At 63.8% G+C, this 23,107-nt stretch carries 24 protein-coding genes; 12 read left to right on the top strand and 12 right to left on the bottom strand.

Going from position 1 to position 23,107, the window contains the following annotated elements:
* Window positions 1–23 precede the first annotated feature (23 nt).
* Both AC1MLZ_RS24405 and AC1MLZ_RS24400 read left to right on the top strand, forming a co-directional pair.
* On the top strand, window positions 24–1,100 hold the full coding sequence (locus tag AC1MLZ_RS24405) for an amidohydrolase family protein (RefSeq protein WP_480962412.1): 1,077 nt from the start codon (window positions 24–26) through the stop codon (window positions 1,098–1,100).
* Window positions 1,100–1,942 (top strand): fumarylacetoacetate hydrolase family protein, encoded by an 843-nt coding sequence (locus tag AC1MLZ_RS24400; RefSeq protein WP_480962411.1) that lies wholly within the window; start codon window positions 1,100–1,102, stop codon window positions 1,940–1,942. Before AC1MLZ_RS24405 ends, AC1MLZ_RS24400 begins: the two co-directional genes overlap by 1 nt.
* A gap of 45 nt (window positions 1,943–1,987) precedes the next feature.
* Here AC1MLZ_RS24400 and AC1MLZ_RS24395 read toward each other — a convergent pair whose 3' ends face one another.
* A complete protein-coding gene (locus AC1MLZ_RS24395) occupies window positions 1,988–3,166 on the bottom strand; it encodes a thiolase family protein (RefSeq protein WP_480962410.1) in 1,179 nt (392 codons plus the stop codon).
* Window positions 3,166–3,564, bottom strand: a complete 399-nt coding sequence (locus tag AC1MLZ_RS24390) for a Zn-ribbon domain-containing OB-fold protein (RefSeq protein WP_480962409.1) — start codon at window positions 3,562–3,564, stop codon at window positions 3,166–3,168. Before AC1MLZ_RS24390 ends, AC1MLZ_RS24395 begins: the two co-directional genes overlap by 1 nt.
* 184 nt (window positions 3,565–3,748) lie before the next feature.
* On the opposite strand from AC1MLZ_RS24390, the gene AC1MLZ_RS24385 reads away from it, so the two are divergent.
* Together AC1MLZ_RS24385 and AC1MLZ_RS24380 are read left to right on the top strand one after the other, a co-directional pair.
* Window positions 3,749–5,041 carry a spinster family MFS transporter gene (locus tag AC1MLZ_RS24385; RefSeq protein WP_480962408.1) on the top strand — a complete coding sequence of 431 codons (1,293 nt, stop codon included), beginning with the start codon at window positions 3,749–3,751 and terminating at the stop codon, window positions 5,039–5,041.
* A 2-nt stretch (window positions 5,042–5,043) separates the two neighbouring features.
* Entirely contained in the window at window positions 5,044–6,033 is a 990-nt protein-coding gene (locus tag AC1MLZ_RS24380) for a fumarylacetoacetate hydrolase family protein (protein ID WP_480962407.1), read from the top strand.
* 45 nt (window positions 6,034–6,078) lie between these two features.
* On the opposite strand, the gene AC1MLZ_RS24375 is transcribed toward AC1MLZ_RS24380, so the two are convergent.
* A complete protein-coding gene (locus AC1MLZ_RS24375) occupies window positions 6,079–7,053 on the bottom strand; it encodes a VOC family protein (protein WP_480962406.1) in 975 nt (324 codons plus the stop codon).
* Window positions 7,054–7,200: 147 nt separating this feature from the next.
* On the opposite strand from AC1MLZ_RS24375, the gene AC1MLZ_RS24370 reads away from it, so the two are divergent.
* The 3 genes from AC1MLZ_RS24370 to AC1MLZ_RS24360 are packed head-to-tail and all read left to right on the top strand — an operon-like array spanning window position 7,201 to window position 9,095.
* Window positions 7,201–7,614, top strand: coding sequence for a VOC family protein (locus tag AC1MLZ_RS24370; protein WP_480962405.1), 414 nt, complete (start codon window positions 7,201–7,203; stop codon window positions 7,612–7,614).
* Window positions 7,615–7,633: 19 nt separating this feature from the next.
* Window positions 7,634–8,545, top strand: coding sequence for a DMT family transporter (locus AC1MLZ_RS24365; RefSeq protein WP_480962404.1), 912 nt, complete (start codon window positions 7,634–7,636; stop codon window positions 8,543–8,545).
* Window positions 8,546–8,555: 10 nt separating this feature from the next.
* A complete protein-coding gene (locus tag AC1MLZ_RS24360) occupies window positions 8,556–9,095 on the top strand; it encodes a carboxymuconolactone decarboxylase family protein (protein WP_480962403.1) in 540 nt (179 codons plus the stop codon).
* Here the strand turns inward: AC1MLZ_RS24360 and AC1MLZ_RS24355 are convergent.
* The 9 genes from AC1MLZ_RS24355 to AC1MLZ_RS24315 form a co-directional block, all read right to left on the bottom strand.
* Window positions 9,092–10,216 (bottom strand): acyl-CoA dehydrogenase family protein, encoded by a 1,125-nt coding sequence (locus AC1MLZ_RS24355; protein WP_480962402.1) that lies wholly within the window; start codon window positions 10,214–10,216, stop codon window positions 9,092–9,094. The genes AC1MLZ_RS24360 and AC1MLZ_RS24355 overlap by 4 nt on opposite strands.
* 25 nt (window positions 10,217–10,241) lie before the next feature.
* On the bottom strand, window positions 10,242–11,042 hold the full coding sequence (locus AC1MLZ_RS24350) for a crotonase/enoyl-CoA hydratase family protein (protein ID WP_480962401.1): 801 nt from the start codon (window positions 11,040–11,042) through the stop codon (window positions 10,242–10,244).
* A 16-nt stretch (window positions 11,043–11,058) separates the two neighbouring features.
* Window positions 11,059–12,090 (bottom strand): acyl-CoA dehydrogenase family protein, encoded by a 1,032-nt coding sequence (locus tag AC1MLZ_RS24345; RefSeq protein ID WP_480962400.1) that lies wholly within the window; start codon window positions 12,088–12,090, stop codon window positions 11,059–11,061.
* Entirely contained in the window at window positions 12,090–13,241 is a 1,152-nt protein-coding gene (locus AC1MLZ_RS24340; RefSeq protein ID WP_480962399.1) for an acyl-CoA dehydrogenase family protein, read from the bottom strand. Before AC1MLZ_RS24340 ends, AC1MLZ_RS24345 begins: the two co-directional genes overlap by 1 nt.
* Before the next feature lie 216 nt (window positions 13,242–13,457).
* Window positions 13,458–14,303: an IclR family transcriptional regulator gene (locus AC1MLZ_RS24335; RefSeq protein ID WP_480962398.1), complete on the bottom strand. Its 846-nt coding sequence runs from the start codon at window positions 14,301–14,303 to the stop codon at window positions 13,458–13,460.
* A 115-nt stretch (window positions 14,304–14,418) separates the two neighbouring features.
* Entirely contained in the window at window positions 14,419–15,591 is a 1,173-nt protein-coding gene (locus AC1MLZ_RS24330) for a thiolase family protein (protein ID WP_480962397.1), read from the bottom strand.
* Window positions 15,588–16,493: a 3-hydroxyacyl-CoA dehydrogenase gene (locus AC1MLZ_RS24325; protein ID WP_480962396.1), complete on the bottom strand. Its 906-nt coding sequence runs from the start codon at window positions 16,491–16,493 to the stop codon at window positions 15,588–15,590. The genes AC1MLZ_RS24330 and AC1MLZ_RS24325 overlap by 4 nt, the downstream gene beginning before the upstream one ends.
* Window positions 16,494–16,609: 116 nt before the next feature.
* Complete coding sequence (locus tag AC1MLZ_RS24320) at window positions 16,610–17,179, bottom strand: aromatic-ring-hydroxylating dioxygenase subunit beta (RefSeq protein ID WP_480962395.1); 570 nt, start codon at window positions 17,177–17,179, stop codon at window positions 16,610–16,612.
* A gap of 39 nt (window positions 17,180–17,218) precedes the next feature.
* Window positions 17,219–18,595, bottom strand: a complete 1,377-nt coding sequence (locus AC1MLZ_RS24315; protein WP_480962468.1) for an aromatic ring-hydroxylating dioxygenase subunit alpha — start codon at window positions 18,593–18,595, stop codon at window positions 17,219–17,221.
* 125 nt (window positions 18,596–18,720) lie between these two features.
* Here AC1MLZ_RS24315 and AC1MLZ_RS24310 point away from each other — a divergent pair, with 125 nt between their 5' ends.
* The 5 genes from AC1MLZ_RS24310 to AC1MLZ_RS24290 are packed head-to-tail and all read left to right on the top strand — an operon-like array spanning window position 18,721 to window position 23,094.
* On the top strand, window positions 18,721–18,984 hold the full coding sequence (locus AC1MLZ_RS24310) for a ferredoxin (RefSeq protein ID WP_480962394.1): 264 nt from the start codon (window positions 18,721–18,723) through the stop codon (window positions 18,982–18,984).
* A 49-nt stretch (window positions 18,985–19,033) separates the two neighbouring features.
* On the top strand, window positions 19,034–20,464 hold the full coding sequence (locus tag AC1MLZ_RS24305; protein ID WP_480962393.1) for an MFS transporter: 1,431 nt from the start codon (window positions 19,034–19,036) through the stop codon (window positions 20,462–20,464).
* Window positions 20,461–21,234, top strand: coding sequence for an SDR family NAD(P)-dependent oxidoreductase (locus AC1MLZ_RS24300; protein WP_480962392.1), 774 nt, complete (start codon window positions 20,461–20,463; stop codon window positions 21,232–21,234). Before AC1MLZ_RS24305 ends, AC1MLZ_RS24300 begins: the two co-directional genes overlap by 4 nt.
* Before the next feature lie 41 nt (window positions 21,235–21,275).
* Complete coding sequence (locus AC1MLZ_RS24295; RefSeq protein WP_480962391.1) at window positions 21,276–22,199, top strand: VOC family protein; 924 nt, start codon at window positions 21,276–21,278, stop codon at window positions 22,197–22,199.
* A 1-nt stretch (window position 22,200) separates the two neighbouring features.
* Window positions 22,201–23,094, top strand: a complete 894-nt coding sequence (locus AC1MLZ_RS24290) for a fumarylacetoacetate hydrolase family protein (protein ID WP_480962390.1) — start codon at window positions 22,201–22,203, stop codon at window positions 23,092–23,094.
* Window positions 23,095–23,107: the final 13 nt, after the last annotated feature.

Raw genomic sequence — 23,107 nt, 5'->3', positions numbered from 1 at the left:
GGATATCAGAAAGGAACTTTTCGATGCTCATCGATCTGCACGCCCATGCTCCGTTGCCCGGCTATTATAATCAGCACGATCACTGGGGGCCGTTCTTCGAAAAATGCGACGATGGCGACATCCGCCTGCGCGTGGGCGACTGGGTCCTGACGCTCGGCTCGCCTGAGCGCAAGGCGGCGGTCAAGGCCGGCAAAGCACCCTCGCTCGAGGAGTATTTCGCCAGCTGGTCCGACCCCAAGCGGCGGCTCGCCAACATGGACGCGGCCGGTCAGGACGCGCAGTGTTTGTCGGTACCGTCGCACTGCTACATGTACTGGACCGAGCCGGAGTTTTCGGTTCCCTATGCCCGCACCGTCAACGACGCGCTCGCCGAATATTGCGCCGGCGGCGACAACCGCCTGTTTGCTTGGGCGCACGCGCCGTTGAACGTCCCGGAAGAAGCCGCCAAGGAGCTGCGCCGGTCGGTTAAGGAGCATGGCTTCCTGGGTCTGAATGCCGGCGGGGCGAATTTCGGTGGCCTCGAATTCGACGATCCTGCGTTCGATCCCGTTTGGGCCGCGTTGTGCGACCTCGACCTGCCGATGTTCGTGCACGGCTACAATCAGTCTGTTTCGTGGGGCGCCAAGGCGAACGATGACAAGTACGAGACGACAGCAATCGTCGGTATGCAATATGACGAGACGCGGTGCTTCTGGTACATGGTCAATGGCGGCGTGTTCGATCGCTTTCCCGATCTGAAGGTCTACATCACCCATGGCGGTGGTTACGTGCCGTACCAGCTCGGCCGTCTGAACGAGACCAACAAAAATCTCGACACGAAATACAACAAGAAAGAGCTGATCGAGTATCTGCCTAACTTCTATTTTGATCTGGAACTGCATGAGGTCATTATGCGCCAGGCCGTGCTCGATCTGATTGGTGCCGATCGGTTGGTATACGGCACGAACTTCGGCGGTAGCGATGCGGTCCGCCACGATCTTACGCAGGGCCTGCGCATCTCCGACGACGATCTGCAGAAAATCCGCTATAAGAACGCGGTCGATCTGTGCAATCTCGATTTTGCTAAGATCGGGCGCGCACGCTCGGCCGTCGCCGCCTGATGCGTATCGCACGGGCCACGAACGGTGGCGCGGCGTTCTGGGGATTGGTTGATGCCGCGGCATCCGCCATCCGCCCCATTGTCGGCGGGTTCGCGGACTGGGCACCGGCAATCACGCGTGGTGAAGGGGAGGCGGCGCTGTCGTTTACGGGCCAGACGATTCCGCTGGACATGGTCACCTTACTGGCACCGATTGAGCGCACAGCGCGGGTGATGATTGCCGGGGTGAACTATACCAAGCATATCGCCGAATTCGGCGTCCCGCCGCCATCGCAACCCTTTGCGTTTCTGAAGGCGTATCGCGCGCTGACGGGGCCTTTCGATGCGATCCGGTGGCCCGCGCTGACGAACGAACTGGATCACGAGGTCGAACTCGTCGCCGTGATCGGCTCGGAAATGGTGGACCGGGACGACCCCTTGTCCAGCGTGCTCGGCTATACCATTGGCAACGATGTCAGCTCGCGGGACCTGCAGCGCAGCGGTCCCAAGGGGGTTGGCATGGATCTACTCGCCGCCAAGAGTCAGGATGCCACGACGCCTGTCGGCCCTTGGATTGTCACGCGCGACGAATTTCCCGCCGGGTCGCCGTCGCTCAAGATGTCGTTGACTGTCAACGGCGACCTCCGCCAGTCGGCATCCAGCGGTGACATGACATGGGGCGTCGACGCGCTGATCCGGTTCATCGACGCGCGCACCAGCTTCGACTGTGGCGACATCCTGTTCACCGGATCGCCGGAGGGTGTCGGCCAAGGTACCGGACGCTATCTCAACCCCGGCGAAATCATGGAAACGACGATCGAGGGCATCGGCACGTTGCGTAACGTGATCGGCCAGCGACCCTGAACCACAAACGCGACGGCGGCTGTGGCCGCTGTCGCATTTGATCCGTCAGTCCTTAACGAGCAGCAAGGCTCCGCCGAGCGGACCGCCGCCGGCTGCGCAGGCGGCGACGTTGTGTTTCGCGATCTGCCGGTCGCCCCCACGTCCCCACAATTGCATGCAAGCCTCGTGAACATAGCCCAGACCATGCGTCCGACCACCGGATAACTGGCCGCCATTGGTGTTGAGCGGCAACTCCCCGGTCAAGCTGATGCGCGTACCGCCCTCCACGAATCGTCCGCCCTCTCCGCGGGGGCACAGGCCCAAACCCTCCAGCCACATCAATGTCAGGATCGAGAAGCCGTCGTAGAGCTGCGCCGTGTCGACGTCGGACGGCGTATAGTCGGTTCGCGACCAGAGCATGTCGCCGACGTTGCGGGTCGCCATTTCGGTCAGCGAAATCTGATCCCAGGACCAGGGTTGCGACAGCGCCGAGCCGATCGCCTCGATACGGATGGGCGGATTCGGGCCGTCGCGCGCCGCATCCGCGCGCGACACGATGATCGCGGTAGAGGCGTCACAATGTACGTCGCAGTCGAGCAGCCGCAGCGGCGTCGAGATCATTCGGGAAGCCATGTAATCGTCAATCGTGATCGGTTTCCGATAGATCGCCTTCGGGTTCAGCGCCGCATGCGACCGAAGCGTCACCGGAATCCAGCCAAGTTGTTCCGGAGTCGTGCCAAATTCATGGAAATGCCGCTGCGCGTACATGGCGATCAGGTTGATCGCAGATCGCACGTCGAACGGCGTATACCATTGCCAGAAATAACTGCTGTCGCGGCCTTGGGTCTTGTTGGCCAGCGACGAGACGGATCGATCGACCTGGCGCGCGGTCGATTCGGTAATCGTCCGGAATACGAGCACGTGGCGGCAGATGCCCGACGCTACCGCCATCGCCGCATGGATGATCGCTGCAAGCGGGCCGGGCGCCTCATAGCCGCCGCCGAACCAGGTCGTGTCGATGCCTAGCACCGTCTTCAGCGCCAGCGGACCGACCGGTGAGAACGGGTTGCCGTTGTCGTTGTCGCCAGGCCAGCACGCGATCCCGTCGATGTCGGCGCTGGTCAGGCCCGCGTCGTGCATCGCGCCCAACGCTGCGTCTACGGTAAGTTGCATCGCCGAGCGCGAGGATGGCCGGGCAACTTCGGACTGGCCGATCCCGGTGATGGCAGCGCCAATGGGAGGCATCACGCGTCCTTTTTAAATAATGGCAGCCAGACATCGTCGCATGGCACGAAGGTGACGCGGACGGGCATGTCGATCGTCACTTGGTCGGGGTCGCAGCCGACGATGTTGGTTACGAATCGGAGACCGGACTGTTCGATCAGTTCGACGATGGCCACGACATAGGGGGCGGCCAGCTCGGGTGTCCAGGCCTGTACGTTGATTGTGAAACTGGCGACGGTGCCGCGCCCCGATACCGGTTCGGGGCCGACCTCCACCGCGTTGCACCGTGGACATATGGGCGCTGGCGGATGAAACCACGTCTCGCACGATCGGCAGCGATAGACGAGCAGTTCGCCTCGCTCGCCGCCCTGCCAGAACGCGCGGTTCTCGGCGGTCAACAATGGAAGCTTGCGTGGCATCGTGGAACGTTCCCTGCCTTTTCAGTGAGGGCATGACCCGCGGCGATAGGTTGATGTCATTTCCATATCAGAATGATGCACTGTGACAAGATTGCAATGCCCGATCGGTCGCGCTAGGTCGATGCAGGGGGCGAGCATACGGCGCCGGGGGATGACCAGAGTGGGCAGGACTGATCGAACGGGAATGACTTCAGGTCCGTGCGTCCATTCCGAATCACGGCATGACGAACGCCTGATCGGGCGTAGCGCATGGTATGCTCTGGCGATCCTGACGCTGATCTACACGCTGCATTCTGTCGACCGATCGGTGATGTCGATTGTCATTGAACCGATCAAAAGCGAGTTCCGCCTGAACGATTCGCAAATGGGCGTGCTGACCGGGCTCGCGTTCGGCCTGACGTACGCGATCGCGGGTCTGCCTTTGGGCTATCTCATCGACCGGATCAACCGCCGCAAGCTGTTGTCTGTCCTCGTGGCAGTATGGAGTGGATGCACAGCCTTGTGCGGGCTCGCCCAGAGCTATGGAGCGCTCGTGACCGCACGCCTTGCAGTGGGGCTCACCGAAGCAGGCGGCGCGCCCACCGCCTTGTCCATGATCGGCGACCTGTTTCCGCCGCGCCGGCATTCCACCGCTATCGCCATCTTCTGGGCGAGTACGGCTCTCGGCACCGCTACGAGTTTCATCCTCGGTAGCATCATCGTCGTGCATCATGGCTGGCGCGCGGCGTTCCTGATCGCGGGCATTCCCGGACTGGCCATCGCCGCGCTGCTGTTCTTCACCGTGCCCGAGCCGAAACGCGAGTGTACGCAAGGCGAGGGGACTGCCGCACCGGCACTGCGCGAAACGCTGCGTTATGTGCTGCGTCAGCCGTTGTTCGTTCATGTCTTCGTCGCGATGACGCTCAATTCGATGATGCTGTCCGGCGTGCTGGTTTGGCAGGCATCGTTTCTCATCCGCATCCATCATCTGTCGCTCACCCAGGCGGGGCTGCTGGCGGGCGTCGCCGCGGGGATATTCGGTGGGCTCGGGTCGCTGATCGGCGGGCCGATCGGCGACCACGTGTTCAAGCGCGCAGGGATCGGCGGGCTACCGCTGGCAGCGGCGGGCACGACCCTGCTGTCCGTGGTTACGGGCATGGTGTTTCTTCTGACGGACAGTCTGGTGGCATCACTATGCGGCCTCGTGGTGTTCGAACTGATCGCACGAGCCTACACCGCGCCCGGATACAGCGCGATCCTGGGTAGCGTCCAGCCGCAGATGCGCGGCGTCAGCGTATCCGCACTGCAGACTGCGACAAATCTAATCGGCTATGGTCTTGGGCCGTTTATCGCCGGGGCGGTAAGCGACCAAGTCGGTGGCGGTGATGGCATTCGCTGGGGACTTGCGGCGCTCATGCTTACCGGAGCGTGGGGTTGCCTTCATTTCATCTTGGCATGGCGGGCGGGCGTGCGCTCGCCGGTCGACATGGAGGATTAATTGTGAGATTCGTTACCTGGTCGAACGCGAGCGGGCCTGCGCGGGCGGGGGTACTGATCGACGGCGATACGCGCATCGTCGATCTCGCCGCGGCCTACGAGGCCAGGCATGGCGGCGCGGCGCCCGCGTCGTTGACGACGATCCTGGGCCTCATTGAAGGGGGAGAGGACGCGTTGGCACAGGCGCGCGAAATGCTCGCCAATCCCGCCGGCTCGGCCTTGGTCGCGCGCGCCGGCGCGCACCTGCACGCGCCGTTGCAGCCTCCGCCGCAGTTGCGTGACTTCTCCTGTTTCGAACAACATCTGCGCAATAGCTTCGCCGCCGCCCGGCGGTTAAAGGTTCGTAAGGCTGTCGATCCCGAAGCCGCCTATCGCGCGCTCGGCACCGCCGAGGAAGACGCGGTACTCGACACTTTCAAGCGGCAGCCGATCTACTACAAGGCGAACCGCTTCTCGGTTGTCGGGACGGACGACGACGTCGTCTGGCCGTCCTATTCGCGCGCGATGGATTTCGAACTCGAATGGGCCTGCTATATCGCCCGCACTGTCAAGGACGTGCAGGTCGAGGACGCGCGGTCCGCGATCTTTGGCTATACAATCTATAACGACTTCTCGGCTCGCGACGCGCAGGCCTGGGAGATGAGCGGCCAACTCGGGCCGGCCAAGGGCAAGGATTTCGACACCGGCAACGTGATGGGCCCGTGCCTCGTCACCGCGGACGAGATCCCCGATCCCTATGACCTTACCATGATCGCGCGTGTCAATGGCGAGGAATGGGGACGCGGCACGACGCGCGACATGGGTTGGACCTTCGAACAGGTCATCGCGCATGTTTCGCGGTCGGAGACGCTGCATCCCGGCGAGGCGCTGGGATCGGGCACGGTCGGCACCGGGTGCGGACTGGAACAGATGCGTTACCTCAAGCCCGACGACGTGATCGAACTTGAAGTTGAACGGATTGGGATCTTGCGCAGCCGCCTCATCAAGCCCTGATGGCGGCCGGGCACCCTGTGTGAGCGCAGGGCGCCCGGCCGGCGGTTACGCCTCCAGTCCCTCGATCTCGAAGATCTGACCGTCCAGTTCGCGCGGGTCGATGCGGATCAGCGGCCTGCCGCCCACCGCGTCGCTTTCGGGTACCCACTCGAACGCGATGCCCTGTTCCCTGAGCTGATCGGCCTTTGCGACGAGGTCGAATGCGCCAAGGCGGATAAAATAGGGTCCGGGTCCCCAACTGTTGAGGTAAAGCCCAGCCGAGCTGTCCCACCGCGTTGGTTCAACGATGTCGAGTGTCGCGCTGTGGCCGATCGTGAATCCCATGCGCGCCCGGCGATACCCTTCGCCCGGAAGCTCGTTGACCAGGTCGGGCTCCCAGTCGAGATTGTCGCGCAGCTTGCCGATCGTGAAGTCCAGGTCCCGTACCAGGAAGCCGCGTGCGGTTACGCGGAGAAGCTCGCCCGGTGCCGGATTGGCGACTCTGGGTGGCGGGACGTCGAACACCTCCGCCGGCATCTGCGTCGGCTCCAACGGAATGAACTCGATGCACAGGCCGCCGTCAACCGATGGGTCATATTGCAGATCCTCGGGCGTTACGCCGAGCCAGAGCCTGTCGAAGGGCATTTCGGGTGTCCGCTGCGCCAGCCGGAAGCGCAGCTTGCGTTCGTGCAGCCGCTGGATCAGTGCCTCCATTTTCTCACGCCATGCCACCAGCACGACCGAATGCGTTAGCATCGGGCGGTGGCAGCCCTGGAAGCGTTCCAGGCCTTTCAGATGATCGTGGAACAGCGGGTCGCCGGGGTTCGGACGGTCGAGATGCACCTGCGGCTCGATCCGCGTGGGGGCGATGGCAAGCGATTTCTGCACGCGCAGAAAATGCGCGATGTACGGGTGATTGTCGAACGCCTGACGCCATTTGGGATGGCTGTGGATGCCGAGCTTGGACACTAGTAGGTCGGTCATCCCGTCGGGATCCGGCACCATCATGTCTGCACTCAGCAGCATCTCGAACTTGGACATCTCGCTCTCCTGCAAATCGATCGTTGTCGCACGCATTTTTGATTTGGCGGCTGCTAGCAGGTATCTAATATCAGATCAAAGTCCTATATACAGACGAAATCAAATGAGATCGGGGACGACCCCGCCATCCACGGGGGAAGGTGCCTGATGATCCGGACAATGGACCATTTCACGATCTTGACCGATCGTCTGGAAGAAACACGGAGCTTCTACGCAGCTCTCGGGCTTGTCGATGGGCCACGGCCCGATTTCGGTATCGTCGGCGCTTGGCTTTATGCAGGCGACCGTCCGCTGCTGCATGTAGTCGCCGTAGACCATCTGCCCGAACCCAGACGCGGCGTGCTGGATCATATGGCGTTCGCCGCCGAGGGGCTGTCCGGCATCATTGCAACGCTGCGCGACGGCGAGACCCTGTACCGTCTCCTGCGCGCGCCGCGCCCGTTCTCGCGCTGGCAGCTGTTCGTGGAGGATCCGAACGGGGCAGAGGTCGAGCTCGATTTCGACATCGGCGAGACGCCTCCCGACGATTGGAAGGCCAATACCATGGCCCCGTCGCGCTGATATGCCCATTCGGTCGAAGATGAGCGGATCCAGGCCGTTGCGCGCAGGGTTCGACGACCTGCCTGCGGACACCCGCGGCGCCCTTTGGCTGTTGGTATCGGCGGTGATCTTCACTGCGATGACGCTGATGATCAAGCTGCTGCGCGACTATCCGCCATCCGTCCAGGCGCTCTACAGCCAGACGGCGGGGCTGATATTGTTCCTGCCGTTGATCCTTCGGAGTCGCGGCGCCGTGCCCCGGCTATCCGGCATCTGGATGCAACTCGGGCGCTCGCTGTTTGCCGCGCTCGGCGTGACGCTGTCCTATTACGCAATTCAACGGCTTCCGCTGGCGGAAGCCAATGCGATATCCTTTACGCGCGGGCTGTGGATCGGCCCGCTGGCGGCGCTGGTGCTTCGCGACCGCGTGTCGTGCGGGACCTGGCTGGCGTTGGCGATCGGCTTCGGGGGCGTCCTGCTGATCGCACGGCCTTCGACCGCGACGTCGATCGGGTGGGCCCATATCGCTGCCATCGCGTCAGCGTTCCTGCTCGCGCTCAGCGTCACCGGCATCAAGCTGCTGACGCGCCGCAACAGCGTCGCGACGATCATGGTCTGGTCGTCAATCCTCGGCGTGATTCTCCTGCTCCCGTTCGCGTTCGACCGGTGGCGCTGGCCCACTGGGATGGATTTCGCGCTGTTGGCGCTGCTGGGCACGCTCAGCGTCGGGACCACGGCGACCTATATCCACGGCATGTCGCTGGGCGATGCCGCGAAGCTGGCGTCGGTCGACTACGTCCGCCTGCCGATGGCGATCGCGACCGGCTATGTCGCGTTTGGCGACGTGCCCGGTCCGTGGACCATCGTCGGGTCCGCAGTCATCGTCACCACGGCGATCTGGGCGGCGATCGGCGCCTATCGCACGCCGCCCCTCGAACCTGTTGCCGCCTGAAGGAAACCCCATGCCCAGAATCGATCCGGTGCCGTTGAATGCCGTGCCCGCCGATCTCGCCGCCGCCATCGCACGCGGTACCGAAACCCGTATGCTCGGCTCCACGCTGCCGGTGCAGATCTGGGCGCATCGGCCGAAGGTGGCACTCGCCTGGCTGGCGACGATCGAGGAGATGCACAGCCACGGCGTGCTCGAAGCCCGGCTTCGCGAACTCGTTCGCCTGAAGATCGCGAGCATCACCCGGTGCACTGCGTGTCAGGTGGCGCGCAAGTCGGACGCCGTCAGCGAAGCCGATATCGCGTGTCTCGACTGGGCCGATCCGCGCTTTTCGCCCGCCGAACAGGCCGCGCTGCATTATGCCGACCTGTTCGCGGCGGATTATTTCGCGATCGATGACGCGGTGTACGAGGCGCTCGCCCGACATTTCACCACTGCGCAGATCGTCGAACTCAACCTGTTCGCCGCGCTGATGCTGGCGGGAGGACGGATGACCTATGTCCAACGCGGCTATATCGACGACGCGCAGGACGAGGTGGACGTCACCGCCTAGAGCGTGCGCGCGATGATTTCCTTCATGATTTCCGACGTGCCACCATAGATCCGTGCGACGCGCGCATCGACCCAGGCGCGCGCGATCTTGTATTCGCTCATGAAGCCATAGCCGCCGTGCAGCTGGAGGAACTGATCGAGCAGCCGCCCCTGCATCTCCGACCCGACGAGCTTCGCCATCGCGGCCTTTTCGCCGGTCAGCGTACCTTCCATCACTTCGCGCAGACATTCGTCGACGAAGGCACGCAGCATCATCGCTTCCGCCTTCGACGCGGCCAAGCTGAAACGAGTGTTCTGAAAATCGAATACGGTCTGTGAAAACACCTTCCGGCCGCGAGTATATTCTATCGTCTCCTCCAATAACGCCTCGATCGAGGCGGCGGCGCGAACCGCGATGATCAGCCGCTCCCAGGCTAGCTGGTGGGTCAGGTAGGTAAAGCCCTTGTCCTCCTCGCCCAGCCGGTTGGCGACCGGGACACGTACTTCGTCGAAAAACAGCTCCGACGTATCCTGTCCCTTCAGGCCAATTTTCTCGAGCCGCTTCCCCTTGGTGAAACCGGGCGTGCCTTCTTCCACGCAGACGAGCGTGAGATTCCGCTCGGCCGGGTCGGTCTTACACGCGACCACCGCCATTCCGGAATTGAAGCCGTTGGTGATGAACGTCTTCGATCCATTGATGATATAGTCGTCGCCGTCGCGTCGCACCGTCGTCCGCATCGACCGCAGATCGCTGCCGATCCCGGGTTCGCTCATCGCGATGACACTGATCCGGTCACCGCTGATCATGCCGGGTAGCCAGCGTTGCTTCTGGTCCTCGGTGCCGTAAGCCACCACGTAGTTAGCGACGATCTCGCTATGCGTCGTAAAGCCAATGGCGGTCGCGTTGGCGCGCGCAAGTTCCTCGATCAAAACCGCTGCATGGCCATAGTCTCCGCCTGCACCGCCGTACGCCTCGGGGGCCATGACGCACAGCAGACCTTCCCGTCCGGCAGTGCGCCACACCGATTGTGGGACGAAGCCTTGATGCTCCCATTCGTTATGGAACGGCACGATCTCCCGGTCGACGAAACGGCGGACCTGATCTCGGAACATCTCGTGGTCGTCGCGGAATACGGTGCGCATCGCGCTACCCCCTTTTGAATCTGGTTTATCTGTTCTGGAAATCGGCGGGCCGCTTCTCGAGGAACGCGTTCACCGCCTCCGCATGGTCGGTCGTGTGGTGGGCGATCGCCTGGTACGCCGCCGAGAGTTCGAGCAGGGGGCCGAGCTTCATGTCCTGCCCTTCGCGCAACAGGCGCTTGGCCAGCCGCAGCGCATGGCCCGGATTACTCGCGATCCGCTGCGCGACTGCCTTGGCGCGCGACAACAACTGGTCGCCAGGCACGACGTCGCTGACCAAGCCGTATTCGAGCGCCTGAGGCGCACCGATTGCGTCACCGGTGAGCGTCATCAGGGCCGCGCGGGCGTTGCCGACGATCCGCGGCAACAGCCACGCGCCACCATCGCCAGGGACAATCCCGAGTTTCACGAAGCTCTCGGCGAAGATCGCCCCCTCGGCCGCAATCCGGACGTCGCACATGCAGGCCAGGTCCAGGCCCGCGCCGATCGCGGGCCCATTGATCGCCGCGATCGTCGGGACTTCGAGTTCGTACAAGGCGAGCGGGATCTGCTGGATGCCATCGCGGTACCGGTTGCGCAGCATATACGGCGAGCCTGCGAATATGCCCGCCCTGTCGCGCATGTCCTTGACGTTGCCGCCGGCGCAGAACGCCGATCCTGCGCCGGTGACGATCACGACCTTCAGATCCTGATCCCGCGTCGCATCGGCGCAGAAGTCGCGGATGTCCTGAATATATTCAGGCCGCGAGATCGCATTGCGTTCGTCGGGACGGTTCAGCGTGACCGTCGCGATCGCACCGTCGCGCTCGATCGTCAGAAATGGTGGCATGTCGTCGCGTTCCCAATCACGCCGGCGCCATTGCCGACGTCAGTTTCGGCCAGTAGCCGTCCGCACCTTGCGAGCACATTTCGCGACCCAGCCGCTGCGCCCAATAGGTCTGCGATCCGAACTCGCTGCGCCACGACCAGAGCCGGCGCGTGGTGAAATGCAACGAATGCTCGTACGTAAAACCGATCGCGCCCAGCACGGCATGCGCGATCGCCGCACCTTGCCCAGCCGCGTCACTCGCGATCGTCTTGGCCGCCGCGATCGCCGGAACGGACGGCGTGCGTTCGCTCGACGCGAACGCCAGTTCGGCGGCAGCCGAGGCAAGCGCGGTCTGTTCCGCCAGCACTGCCAGCTGATGCTGGATGGCCTGGAACTTGCCGATCGGCCTGCCGAACTGTACGCGCTGGTTGGCATAGTCGATCGCGGTATCCAACAGGTGCGACAGCCCCCCTGCGATCTGAGCCGACCGAATCATCGCGCCGCCAAGCAGCAGCGTGTCCGTCGGCATCGCCTCCGGCAGCGTCGCGACGGTCGTGGCGCGCGCGCCGGTGAAGACTAAGGAATCGCGCGGCTCTCGCGCGGTGTTGAACGCAGGCAAGATCCGTGCGTCGGCGCAGGGCAGCAATACCAGCGTGCGCCCATCGCCGATCGCAGTAAGCACATGGCTCGCCTGCCGCCCCCAAGCGGCGGCGTCGAGCGTGCCGGTGAAGCAATCGTCGTCGAGCGTTCCAGCGCTGATGGCGAGCGTCGCTGCGCCGGGTGCGACGTCCGCTCCCGCCAACCCCAACAGCCAGTTCGCGAGGATCGTCTCGGCAAGCGGTAGCGGTGCCGCGAATCGGCCGGCCGCGCGGATCAGCACAAAGGCATCGTGCCAGCTTCCACCCACGCCGCCCCTGTCTTCGGGCGCCGCGGCGATCGCCAGTCCGTTCTCCACGATCGCCGCCCATAGCTCGGCAGGCCACCGCCCCCGCTCGGCGGCGGTCAGGCTTTCGGGTGTCACGTAATGGGCGAGCACGCGGCCGACCGTTTCCTCGAACATCGCCTGCATCACCGCACTCCCAATCCGCGTGCAAGGATCCCGCGCAGGATTTCACGGGTCCCGCCGCGGAGTGAAAACGACGGCGCGAGCTGTGTCAGGTACGCCAGCACCTGCGCGTGATCGCTACCGCTGTCGACGCGCGGTTCGGTCGCGTCGAGCAGTTGCGCGACCTCGGGCAGCTCCTGTTCCAGCGCGGTGCCGATATCCTTGACGCAAGATGCAGCCCAGGCGGGATCCTCGCCGGCATCGAGTTGCGCGGTCACCGAAAGCGACATGGCCCGGAGCGCCATCAGCCGAGCGGTGATCCGGCCGATCTGGAAGGCCTGCAACGCGTCGGGTTCGGGACCCACCTCGTCGAGCAGCGTGTGCATCAATGCCATAGAGCTCAGGAAACGTTCCGGCCCGCTCCGCTCGAAGGCCAGTTCCGCCATCACTTGCTGCCAGCCCTGACCTTCGACGCCGACCAGCGCCGCGCGGTCGAGTGCCACATCGTCGAAAAAGACTTCGTTGAAATGCTCCCCCCCGCTGAGATCGCGGATCGGGCGGACGGTGACGCCCGGTGCGTGCAGATCGATCAGGAATTGCGACATGCCGCCATGCCGGTCGTCGTTGCCGCCGCCTTCGGTGCGGATCAGGGCAATCATGAAATGCGAACGATGCGCGTTGGTCGTCCAGACCTTACGACCGTTCAGCCGCCACCCGGTGCCGTCGGGTATCGCGCGGCTGCCGATCGACGCCAGGTCCGAACCGGAATTAGGCTCGCTCATCCCAATACAGAAATAGCTTTCGCCGCGGACGATGGCCGGAATGTAGCGGTCCTGCTGCTCCTGCGTCCCGTAGCGCAGCAACAGGGGTGCACTCTGCCGATCGGCGATCCAATGTGCCGACACCGGAGCGCCCGCCGCTAGCAGTTCCTCGCTGACCACGTAGCGGGCAAAGGCGCTGCCCGCTCGTCCGCCGAAATGTTCCGGCATCGTGAGGCCGACTAGCCCTGCTTCGCCCAGCTTACAGCTGAACGCCTCGTCGTACCCCATCCAGCTGTCGGCACGAACGACGGGTGCTATGCCCTCCATTTCACGAGCCAGGAACGCCCGCACCTCGTGGCGAAGGATTTCTGCGTCCGGCGGGATCGCGGCATATGCGAAGTCGGTCAACCGCATGGGATCGAACTCCGGACCCGCAGTGCGAACGCAGGCTTGATACGACGCGACGCCGGTCGTGCCACTCGGACAGCATGGATCGTTTTCAAGCCCTCGCCCGCCTACATCTTATATCAGAATAGCATTCTCAATATGGGCAATTGGTGGCGTCCGTCCACTCTTTTATTTTAGCCACTCCATCGGCGCGGGGCCTCGGCCGATGCGGGATAGGACCGTCTAGACGAGAATGACGGCGAGGCGTGGTGCCAGGTCGCGCATCGTGGTCCCTAGTTCCTCAAGCGTCGACTCGTCGAGCTGGTTGCGGAACATGATCGCGACGAGTGTGAAGCTCAGATTTCCGCCGGGGTCGTCGATCGGGACGGCAAGGCTCATTACCCCGCGAGAGAAATATCCCTCGTCGATCGCCCAGCCGATTTCTTCGGCCCGTTCGACCTGCTCCCAATATTCCTCGAAGCTCAGCGGACGCTGCCATCGGAGCGTCTTGAACATCGATCGCAGCTTGGCGCTGGTCAGGTCCAGGCGGGGGGCGAACAACCGCCCGGTCGCGCCCATCATCATCGGCAGCCGCTGGCCTTCTGCCATTTCGATGCGCACGTCCGTCGGGCTCGGGATGCTCTTGATGAGCACAATCCGGTCCGGGGCGACACGCTTCCACAGCGCCATCGTGACGCTGTACCGCGACGCCAGGTCAGCAATGTGCGGCGCGGCCGCAGCGACGCGCTGTCCGACCGTCAGGAAATTCTCCACCAGACGGGTCAGGCCGATCCCGGTCGAATACGTCTTCGACAGCGGGTCGAATTCGACGATGTCTTCCAGGACCAAGGTGCGCAGAATGTTGAAGCAGGTACTCGCATTGATCGACAGCGAGCGCGCGATCGTAATAGCACGCGAAGGATTGCCCACCTCACTAAGATACCGCATGATCCGGATGGCGTTGACGACCGGCTTGACCACCACCGTCTTGCTAGAGTCGCCGTCGATCCGCGTCGCGTCGGACACGTCTTCCGGATCACCGTCTATATCCAGATCGAGCGTCGTATTCTGATCGTCGCTATGGCTCACGATACTGGTACTCGGATCCACATGGCGCTCACAGTTCAACGAAAACCAACGGCCTAACCCAAGCCTTCGCGACGCACAATGGCCCGGATGGGCGTTGACACCTGCGGTTCGATTTTCAAGGGATGCGTTCGATCAACGTGGCGGTGCCCAAGCCGCCGTTGCAGCATATGGCCTGAAGAGCGTAGCGGCCTTCCCGCCGTTCCAGTTCGTTTAGCATGGTCGCCATGATCCGGGTTCCCGTTGCTCCCAACGGGTGACCCAGTGCGATCGCGCCGCCATTGACGTTCAACCGGTCGTGGCCGACGCCGATTTCTTTCATCCAGGCGATCGGCACTGTTGCGAAAGCCTCGTTCACCTCGAACAAGTCGATGTCGTCGGCGCGGAGCCCCGTGCGGGCCAGCAGCTTGCGGGTGGCGTCGATTGGTCCGGTCAAGGTCAGCTCCGGATCGGATCCGACGGTGACCGTCGCGACAATCCGTGCCCGCGGCTTGACTCTCAGCCGCCGCGCGGCCTCTCCGGACATCAGCAACAACGCCGACGCGCCGTCGCATATCTGCGATGCGTTGCCCGCGGTAACGCGACCGTTCTCGCGAAAGCTGGTCTTCAGCGTCGCGAGCTTTTCGCGACTCGTGTCGCGGCGGATCGTCTCGTCGCCACGCAGCCAGTCCAGCCCGCTCTGGGCTCCGCGTTCCTGTACGCTGGCCAGAGGTATCGGCACGATCTCCCGGTCGAAATAGCCGGCGTCCGCGGCCGATGCCGCTCGCCGATGGCTTTCGATCGCGAAGTCGTCGCAATCGTCGCGCGTGACGTCGTAAAGGTCGGCAACGCGTTCGGCAGCTTCGCCCTGGGAAACGAGATTATAAGCATCGGTGACCCTCCAGCCGAACGCTTCGCCATGCAGATCGCGGTTGCTGCCCATCGGGACGCGGGTCATCGATTCCGCTCCTCCGGCGACGACGACATCGGTCGCCCCCATCGCGATTGATCCTGCCGCGACATGCACCGCCGCTTCGGCGGACCCGCATTTCCGGTCGATCGTCATGCCCGGGATGCTGCTCGGCCACCCCGCGCCCAAAAGCGCGGTTCGCGCGATATTGGCGGACTGCTCGCCGATCTGGGTGACGCATCCGAAGACGACGTCGTCCACATTATCAGGCCGAATGCCGGCGCGTTTGACGAGTTCGTCGATCAGCAGGGCGCCCATATGATCCGCCCGGACATTCTTCAGGCTGCCGCGAAACCGACCGATCGGTGAACGCGCGGCTTCGACGATGACGATGTTGCTCACAACACGCCTGCCTTCAGCCCGGAACCAAGTATTTTATTGGCGCCTTCATATTCATAGACCCCTGCGCCCGTCTTACGACCATGTCGACCCGCGGCGACCATCTTGATAATTAGGGGGCAGGGGCGGAACTTCTCGCCCAGCGTCTGGTGCAGGTAGCGCAGCACCGACAGGCGCGTATCCCAGCCGGTGACGTCGCCGAGTTCGAGCGGACCGAGCGGATGGTTGAAGCCCATCCGGTGAGCGGTATCGATGTCCTCGGCGGTCGCCGTGCCCTCCATCAGCATGTACATCGCCTCGTTGCCGAGCAGAGCCGACATGCGGCTCGTCGTGAGCCCCGGCGCCTCGTTGACGACGATCGACGTCTTGCCGATCGCGTCGCAATAGGCGCGCGTCGCCTCCAGCGTCTTGGCGCTCGTCTGGAGCCCGCGAACCAGTTCGACGAGTTTCATCTTGTGGACGGGATTGAAGAAATGCATGCCGACGACCCGGGTCGGGTCGGCCGTGCCACGCGCGATCTCGGTCACGCTGAGCGCGGACGTGTTGGTCGCCAGGATGCCGCCGGGTGCGAGGACGGGTTCGGCCTCCCGGATCACTGCCAGCTTGACAGCCAGCTGCTCGGATACCGTCTCGACGAATAGCGCGGCACCGTCGGCTGCTTCCGCCACCGTCGTCGCGATGGTCAGGTTGGCCTTCGCCGCCGCTCCCGCCTCTGCCGTCAGCTTGCCGAGTGTCACGCCGCCGTCGACAATCGAGTCGATGGCGGCGCGCGCACGGTCCAGCGCGTCGCCGTCGATATCGGCCAATATCGTCGGGAAGCCCGCGGTGGCGAAAGCATGCGCAATACCAGTGCCCATGAGACCAGCACCGGCAACGGCGACCGTGTGGTTGCGATTCAACGTCATATTCCTGTCCTTCCTGTGGATATCGATCCACCTGAAGGACAAGTCGCCGCTTGCCCTTTGATTGTCAATTCTCTTTCTAGAATGACAGTCTTATAGAAGAATGATTAACCGAGGCGTCAGAGGAATATCGCGAGATTGGGCATCCCGAGCACGGCTTGGTCGAGGATCGACTCACGCGAGACGAGTTCGAACCGGTCGCCCAAATCGCGGACGATGTCGTGACGTTCGCCGCTCATCACCGCCAGCTTCGATTGTTCGAACCGGCTGCGCGTTAGCAGGAAATACCCGCGCACCTTGTATTCGTTTGCGGTCGGGGTGGTTTCGACGCGGATGTTCGTGACGAGCCGGCGCGTGCGCGAGGGTGGATCCTCGGCGAACGCGCTGTTGCCGTTCAGGCGCTTAACGCGCGCCTTGATCGTGTTGTAGCTCTCGTCGAAATGCATGACCGACCGGTCGATCGACTTGTCATGGTCGGCCAGTAGCCGGGTCAGACGTTGCGGCGCGGTATAGCGCAGGTCGGTCGCCAGCCAGTCGGTCCAGTCGGCGAAGCGCAACTCGTCGAGCATCTCCGCTTCCTGATAATAGGTTTCGAGCAGGCGATTATAGAGCGGCGAACCAATGGGAACGCGGCGCGTGGCGGGTACCTCGACGGGTTCCGGATCAACGACGGCGGACAATGGTGTCATGATGCTACCTTCAGAATGATGGATGGACCGTCGAATATCTCAAGCGGGCGTGCTCATCAGCTCGCGCCAGTACATCCACCAGTTCCACTGGGTGTCGTCCTTGGTGAAACCGTCATAGGCATAGGCTGGACCCCGCCAGTTGGCGGGCGGCGGCAGCTTGTTGATGGCTTGGTATTTCATCGTCATCTTACGGCCCTGAGCGCCGCGCGCGCTGATCGTCATGTGCGGCCAGGTGTCCGAATCGTCCTGTTCGACCAGGCCCGACGTACCCAGCATAAATACCGTGTTCTTCAGCATGATGGCCTTGTCTTCTTCCGACGTGCCTTTTTCAGCAAACACCCAGTTGACGAATTCCAGCTGGTCGGGCCCGCGGGGGATGTACGTGTGGAGCGCCATCGACCCGAGAATCCGGCCGTCGGGCTGCGGCGCATAGATGCACGCCAGGAGGACATTCGGGAACATTCCGCCGACCTGCGGTGGGTTGGTCATCAGCTGTTCCAGCTGCTCGGGCGTTAGCTGCTTTTGCACCTCGGCGAACATCTCGGGAGTGCAGCCCGGCGCGGGCAATATGTTCCAGCGCTCCTCTACCGATAGGGTGCCTAAATCGAAATCGCGCGCGCGTTCGAACTTCTTCGACAGCGACTGACACCGCAACGCGTGGCCGTGGTTCGATCCCACTTCGACGCCGTACATGGTGCTGCTGAGTTCGCTCCCGCCGTTGCCGAACATCTCCTCGAGCCAGCGGTGCAGCGTCAGGGTGTGATAGCCGTCGGCCGCGGACTGCTCGCCCGCCGCCTTCCAGTTCGCGTCGACGATGAAGCGCTGTGGCGGACCGATCACTTCCCAGCCGCCTGCCGTGCGCTGGAAGATCATGTCGTAATACCATTTCATGTCGCCGAGGAATTCGTCGAACGAAGGTCCGTCGATGTTCCACGTCGCGAAGATCAGCCCGGCATACAGATGTACCCGGGCCTTCTTTAGGCCGAGCTCGCTTTTGGGCAAAATTTCGCCGTGCATCTTCTCGTCAGCGATCGGCGCACCGATGAAGTCGCCGTTCGGTTTGAACGCCCATCCATGATAAATACATTTGTGTACCTGGGTATTGCCACGATCTGCTAGGCAGACGCGCATGCCGCGATGCGGGCAGACGTTGAGCGAAACGTGGACCTCGCCTTCCCGATCGCGCGTCACGATCACCGAGTCGCTGCCCATGTCGCGCATCATGTAGTCGCCGGAATTCGGAATCTCGCTCGCATGGCCCAGCAGCAGCCAGGTCTTGCCGGAGATTCGCTCCATTTCGAGCTCGTAGATTTCCTTGTCCGACAAAGCCCGGAGCTCGACTTCGCGGGTGTCGGGCCGGACGATATCCTCGATTCGAGTACCGTCGGAAAGCGTAGCGCTAGTGCGTGTCAGCATAATTGCATCCTCCGAAAGAACCGCTCGCTCGGCGGCTGGTAATTTCAATACAGATATGCCATCTCTGTTCAGAAGATGCAACAATGTGTCGAACGAGGCGTCGAGCGCCGCGGAGGATCATCTTCGTGCGCGCCGTCGGGCAAGGAGCGGATGAACCGATGAATTCTGGCGATGGGGCGAGCGTGGGAATGCGGGCAGTGGCGGATCGCGGCGCGTGCTGCGGCTATGGCGTCTGCGCCGAAATCTGTCCTGAGGTCTTCAAGCTCGACGAGGCGGGCATCGTCTATCTCGACGATGATATCGTCGCGGCCGATCTGGTCGACCGGGCCCGTGAAGCCGCCGAGGCTTGTCCGCAACTTGCATTGACCCTCGAGCCGATTGCGAGCTGACTACCTGTCGCGAGGGCGAAAACGTCCCCGACCAATATGAGGATGCCGCGTGACCGATAGCCAAGATCCTAACGCTTCGTTTCCCGAGCGCTCGGTGTCCGCCCTTGCCAAGGTCGCGATCGCGGGCGCGAGCATACCGATGGCGATGCTGACGCTGCCGCTGGTCGTCAACGTACCCGAGTTCTTCGGCAACGCACTAGGCCTCAATCTCGCGCTGGTCGGCGCGATCTTCATGACGGTGCGCGTGTTCGACATCGTGATCGATCCGGCGCTCGGCTTCCTGATGGACGCCACCGAAACGCGGTGGGGCAAGTTCCGGCCGTGGCTGGTCACGGGGCTCGTGCCGTTCATCATCGGTACGGTCCTGCTGTTCATGCCGCGCGCAGGGGCCGGTTCGGCCGATCTGGTCGTCGGACTGGCGCTTGCCTATCTCGGCTGGTCGATCCTGTCGCTGGCCCAGCTGTCGCTCGCGGCAGGTTTGGTTCGGGGGTATGCCGAGCGCGCGCGTATCTATGCGTGGATTCAAGCGGCGTTCCTAGGCGGTATTTGTCTTGTCATGCTGCTGCCGCTGCTGATGGGTGCACGGGCGAACGACGCCGCAACGGCGTTGCGCGGCATGGGCTGGCTGATCATCGGAGTCGCGGTACCCGCAACCTTGTTTGCGGCGTTCGCGGTGCCCGAACGCGCCGTGACGCGAGAGCGCCATGCGATCGGCCTTCGCGGCTATATCGCGCTCGTCGCTCGCCCCGCGGTCGCGCGCCTCGTGATCGCGGATCTGCTGTTCGGCATCGGGTTCGGCGTCGCGTCCTCGCTCCTTGTCTTCTTCTTCACCGCGGCCAAGGGCTTCGACCGCAGCGTTCTGGGTGTGTTGCTGATCGCCCAGATGGCGGCGGGTGTGCTGGCGGTACCGCTGATGGGTGCGCTCGCCGCGCGGATCGGCAAGCACGTCACGCTCGGCCTGTGCGGGCTTGGCACGCTGCTCATCTGCCCGGTGATGTTCCTGGTGCCGGCGCGCGCGCTGGTCCCGGCGGCGATTGTGATGGCGATCTGGGGCATATTTTATGGCGGCGTCACGTTCCTGCCGCGGGCGATGATGGCGGATGCGGGCGACGAGCTGCGGCTCTCGTCGGGTGCCGATCGCACCGGGGTGCTCTACGCCTTGCTCATCAGCAGCTGGAAGCTGGGCGGCGCGGTGTCTGTCGGGATCGGCTTTATCGCGCTCGACCTGATTGGCTACGATCCGAAGATCGGTGCGGCCAACGCGCCCGCGGCGCTGTCGGCGCTGCAATGGCTCTTCGCGGGAACGCCCGCGCTCACAGGACTGCTGGGCGCGTTGCTTTGTTGGCGATATCCGCTGACTGCAGCGCGCTGCGCCGACATCCGGGTTCAGCTCGACAAGCATGACCGCGCGGCCGCGGCGCGACCGCAGGATCCCGGCCGGCTGGGCATCGCCCAGCGCGGCAGGGAGGCATTCGAATGACGACCACCACGGGAAGGCTTGCGGGCAAGGTCGCCCTGATCACCGGCACGGGCGGCGGTCAGGGCCGCATCGCCGCGCTGCGGTTCGCCGCGGAAGGCGCGATCGTCATCGGTTGCGACGTCACGGCCGACGGCCAGGACGAAACGATCGCACTGGTGCAGCAGGCCGGCGGCGCGATGCACGGCACGCGCGGCGCGGTCGATCTGGCCACGTCGGCGACAGCCACGGCGTGGGTCCGCGACGCGGTCGCCGAACACGGCCGTATCGACATCCTTTATAACAACGCCTCGGCCGCGCGCTTCGCGCCGATCGCCGCGATGACCGACGACGACTGGCATTTCACGCTGCGCAACGAGCTTGATCTGGTGTTCTTCGTTTCGCGCGCCGCCTGGCCGCACCTGTCGCGGCCCGGCGGGGTGGTGATCAACGTCGGCTCGACCGCGGGCTGGGCGGGCTCGCCCGGCGCCGGGACGCTGGCGCACAACGCCACCAAGGGCGCGGTGATCGCGATGACCCGGCAGCTCGCCGTCGAAGGTGCGCCGGACGGCATTCGCGCGGTAAGCCTCAGCCCCGGTTTCGTACGCACGCCGGGGACGGCGGCGTTCCTCGAAAATCCGGACATCCGGGCGAAGCTGACCGCGCGGATCCCGCTCGGCCGGCCGGGGGAGCCCGAAGAGATCGTCGCGACCGCCTTGTTCCTCGCCTCCGACGAGGCGTCGTTTCTGACCGGTACGGACATTCTCGTCGATGGTGGAAGTCGTGCGGTTTAAATCTGCAAGCGCTATGGCGCTCGCCAACAGGAGATTACGACATGGATATCGTCGGTATCAGCTATCTTGGTTTCGAAAGCGCCACGATCGCGCAGTGGCGCGATTACGGGCCGGACGTGCTGGCGTTTTCGACGGCCGCATCACCCGAGGACGATACTGAATCGCTGTATTTCAAACTGGACGACCGACGGCACCGTCTTGCCTTCCATCCCGGCCCGATTGATCGGCTCGCCTATATCGGCTGGGAAGCGCGAGGGCGCATGGAGTACCTGGCGGCGATCGCCAAGTTCGAGGCCGAAGGCATCGCGGTCGAGCGCGGCGATGCGGCTCTGGCGGCGCGGCGCGGCGTGCGCGAACTCATCCGGTTCAAGGATCCGGTCGGGTTCCAGCACGAACTCTTCTACGGGCAGAAATACACGCCCGGCTCCTTCCTTCCCCCGCGACCCCACGCCGGATTCAACACGGCGGAGCGCGGCATCTGCCATCTGGTCGTGATCACCCCGGAATATACCGATGAGCTCGAGCATTTTCTCACCAAGATCATGGGGTTCTCGTGGTACGGCTCGGGCGCGGGCAAGGGCCGCACCGGCTTCTTCCGTGCCAAGCTCAACGACAAGACCAGCCACGACATCGCCTATGGCCACGGCCCCGGCATGCGCGGGATCCAGCATATCGGGCTATACGTGAACACCGTGAACGACGTCGGCAAGACCTATGACATCGTCAAGGAGCGCCAGATCCCGATGATGTTCACGCTGGGCCAGCATACCCAGGATCCGCATCTGTCCTTCTATCATTATTCCCCGTCGGGCTTCGCGGTCGAGACGATCTACGAGGTCGAACCCTGGCATCCCGAGATGTTCGAGCTCAATCCGGAGAAGCTGAGCAGCTGGGGGCATCAGCTGGTCGGCCCGGTGCTCGGGCCCAGCGTGAAAAAGCTCGCCGAGCTCGGCGAGGTCGGCTGAGGTGCATATCGCGCGGGTCGCCGGGCTGGCGGAGGATCTGGTCTGGGCGGTGATCGACCCGGACCAGCAGACTGCCCGGCGCATTCGGACGCCGTTCGAGGCCTGGGCGCCGCTCGTCGCGACCGATGGCGAGGATGTCCTGCGGGCGGACGTGGCGGTGCCGCTGTCGACGGTCCGTCTGCGGGCGCCGCGTCATCCCGGCAGCCGCGTCTTCGGCGTCGGGATGAATTATCTGGAGCACCTCACCCGGCTCGGACGCACGGAAGCGCCGCCGCATACGATCGGGTATATCAAGCCAGATTCGGCGATCGTCGATCCGGGCGGCACGATCGTCTACCCGGCCGTGACCGCGATGCTGGATTTCGAGATTGAGCTCGTCGCGGTGGTGGCGCGGCCGCTCGATGACGAGGTCCAGGCAAGCGCCTGCCTGCTGGGCTATACGATCGGCAACGATATCAGCGCGCGCGATGCGGGCAGGCAGCTAGGCTCGCTCGACTTGTTCACGCAGAAGGCGCTCGACGACACCGCGCCGCTGGGGCCCTGGATCACGACGCTGGATGCGATGGGCGGCCCGGGGCAGCCCGAGGTAGATCTGGAGATGCGGATCAACGGCGAACTGCGTCAGCGCGACAACAGCCGGAACATGATCTTCGCGATGGATGAAGTGCTGAACTTCGTCGACGCGCGCATCCGGCTGCGCCCGGGTGACATGATCTTCACGGGATCCACCTGCGGGGTCGGCCTGGAGGATGGCCGGTTCCTGCAAGCGGGCGACCGGCTGGAAGCGCGCATCGCCGGCATCGGCGTGCTGGAGAACGTTGTCGGTCCGCAGCGTCGGCTTGGCGCGAACCGCGCGGTCGGTCGGCTGGGGTTTCCGGTTGCGACGACGGCGTGAACACCCTCGTCGC

The organism is Sphingomonas sp. PEI4 (assembly GCF_056679955.1).
Note: the sequence above shows the minus strand (reverse complement) of the source record. Positions and strands in the feature narration are given on the sequence as shown.

Excerpts from the sequence above, each read along its gene's own strand:
- AC1MLZ_RS24405 (WP_480962412.1), top strand. The coding sequence starts at position 24 with ATGCTCATCGATCTGCACGCCCATGCTCCGTTGCCCGGCTATTATAAT.
- AC1MLZ_RS24400 (WP_480962411.1), top strand. The coding sequence starts at position 1,100 with ATGCGTATCGCACGGGCCACGAACGGTGGCGCGGCGTTCTGGGGATTG.
- AC1MLZ_RS24395 (WP_480962410.1), bottom strand. The coding sequence starts at position 3,166 with ATGCCTCCCATTGGCGCTGCCATCACCGGGATCGGCCAGTCCGAAGTT.
- AC1MLZ_RS24390 (WP_480962409.1), bottom strand. The coding sequence starts at position 3,564 with ATGCCACGCAAGCTTCCATTGTTGACCGCCGAGAACCGCGCGTTCTGG.
- AC1MLZ_RS24385 (WP_480962408.1), top strand. The coding sequence starts at position 3,749 with ATGACTTCAGGTCCGTGCGTCCATTCCGAATCACGGCATGACGAACGC.
- AC1MLZ_RS24375 (WP_480962406.1), bottom strand. The coding sequence starts at position 7,053 with ATGTCCAAGTTCGAGATGCTGCTGAGTGCAGACATGATGGTGCCGGAT.
- AC1MLZ_RS24370 (WP_480962405.1), top strand. The coding sequence starts at position 7,201 with ATGATCCGGACAATGGACCATTTCACGATCTTGACCGATCGTCTGGAA.
- AC1MLZ_RS24365 (WP_480962404.1), top strand. The coding sequence starts at position 7,634 with ATGAGCGGATCCAGGCCGTTGCGCGCAGGGTTCGACGACCTGCCTGCG.
- AC1MLZ_RS24360 (WP_480962403.1), top strand. The coding sequence starts at position 8,556 with ATGCCCAGAATCGATCCGGTGCCGTTGAATGCCGTGCCCGCCGATCTC.
- AC1MLZ_RS24355 (WP_480962402.1), bottom strand. The coding sequence starts at position 10,216 with ATGCGCACCGTATTCCGCGACGACCACGAGATGTTCCGAGATCAGGTC.
- AC1MLZ_RS24350 (WP_480962401.1), bottom strand. The coding sequence starts at position 11,042 with ATGCCACCATTTCTGACGATCGAGCGCGACGGTGCGATCGCGACGGTC.
- AC1MLZ_RS24345 (WP_480962400.1), bottom strand. The coding sequence starts at position 12,090 with ATGCAGGCGATGTTCGAGGAAACGGTCGGCCGCGTGCTCGCCCATTAC.
- AC1MLZ_RS24340 (WP_480962399.1), bottom strand. The coding sequence starts at position 13,241 with ATGCGGTTGACCGACTTCGCATATGCCGCGATCCCGCCGGACGCAGAA.
- AC1MLZ_RS24325 (WP_480962396.1), bottom strand. The coding sequence starts at position 16,493 with ATGACGTTGAATCGCAACCACACGGTCGCCGTTGCCGGTGCTGGTCTC.
- AC1MLZ_RS24320 (WP_480962395.1), bottom strand. The coding sequence starts at position 17,179 with ATGACACCATTGTCCGCCGTCGTTGATCCGGAACCCGTCGAGGTACCC.
- AC1MLZ_RS24315 (WP_480962468.1), bottom strand. The coding sequence starts at position 18,595 with ATGCTGACACGCACTAGCGCTACGCTTTCCGACGGTACTCGAATCGAG.
- AC1MLZ_RS24300 (WP_480962392.1), top strand. The coding sequence starts at position 20,461 with ATGACGACCACCACGGGAAGGCTTGCGGGCAAGGTCGCCCTGATCACC.
- AC1MLZ_RS24295 (WP_480962391.1), top strand. The coding sequence starts at position 21,276 with ATGGATATCGTCGGTATCAGCTATCTTGGTTTCGAAAGCGCCACGATC.